This is a genomic window from Clostridium sp. CAG:43, from assembly GCF_000434655.1.
GTDB classification, from domain to species: Bacteria; Bacillota; Clostridia; order Lachnospirales; family Lachnospiraceae; genus Otoolea; species Otoolea fessa.
Genome location: NZ_FR895028.1, coordinates 1 through 1,177 on the forward strand (window position 1 = coordinate 1; position 1,177 = coordinate 1,177).

At 46.9% G+C, this 1,177-nt stretch carries 1 protein-coding gene; it reads left to right on the top strand.

Annotated elements, in window-relative coordinates; translation table 11 throughout:
* The first annotated feature begins 82 nt into the window (after positions 1 to 82).
* Positions 83 to 1,033 (top strand): alpha/beta fold hydrolase, encoded by a 951-nt coding sequence (locus QVO97_RS02230; protein WP_022358786.1) that lies wholly within the window; start codon positions 83 to 85, stop codon positions 1,031 to 1,033.
* Positions 1,034 to 1,177 lie beyond the last annotated feature (144 nt).

Below are 1,177 nucleotides of genomic sequence, written 5' to 3' on the forward strand. Positions count from 1 at the left end.
GAATTTAGTATTTATGGTATAATAGAATTACTTGATGAGATATTTTCGAGTTTAATTTTTCGATTCAAAAGGAGCTTTCTATATGAACACAAAAAACAAGATCATGACCTGCCTGATGCTGTCCGCCGGCGGCGCAGTTTCACTGGCACTTTTAAATAAATATATTCAATTTTCTGCCACCTCCCGCGGTCTGACCCGGGAAGAGAATTCTCTCTGCTACAAATGGCGGCTGGGAAATATCTACTATACAAAATGCGGTTCCGGCAAACCGCTTCTGTTGATTCACGATCTGCACTTTGCATCGAGCGGCTATGAGTGGGAATCCATCCGCGAACAGCTCAGCCGCTCCTACACCGTCTACACGCTCGACCTTCTCGGCTGCGGACGTTCCGAGAAGCCGAACCTGACCTACACAAATTACCTGTTTGTCCAGCTGATCTGTGATTTTATCAAATCTGAGATCGGACATCGGACCAACATTCTCTCCACCGGTGATTCAGCGGCACTGTCTATCATGGCGTGCAGCAACTCTCCAGAACTGTTTGATCAGATCATGCTCATCAACCCGAGCAGCCTTACCGACTGTTGTCAGCTTCCGGGTAAAAATGCCAAGCTTTATAAGCTTCTTCTGGATCTCCCGCTGGCTGGAACGCTCATTTACCACATTGCGTGCAGCCGCTCTATGATCGAAGAGGCATTCCGCACCAAATATTTTTACAATCCGTATACCGTAAAACCGGTTCAGATCGACCGCAGCCACGAAGCCGCACATCTCGGTGAATGTCCGAAAGCGATCTTCTCCAGTATTGAATGCCGCTATACCAAGTGCAATATTTCCAATGCTCTCAGGAAGATCGACAACAGCATCTTCATCATCGGCGGTTCCGAGGAACCGATGATCGAGGCGACGATTCAGGATTACAAGATTTATAATTCCGCAATCGAGTCCTCTATCATCCCGAAGACCAAACATCTGCCGCAGTTAGAACAGCCGGATGCCGTGATGGATGCGATCCATATGTTTTTTTCTTAAAAAAGGATAATGAGTATGCATACCGCGGAGCGTTTTTTCGTCATAGGACGAAGATTATTACTGTTCACGTATACGTGCCCAGTAACGGAATTTGCCGTGGCTTCGCATTTAAATACGGCAAATTCCTGCTGCCACCGCGTTTTC

Excerpts from the sequence above, each read along its gene's own strand:
- QVO97_RS02230 (WP_022358786.1), top strand. The coding sequence starts at position 83 with ATGAACACAAAAAACAAGATCATGACCTGCCTGATGCTGTCCGCCGGC.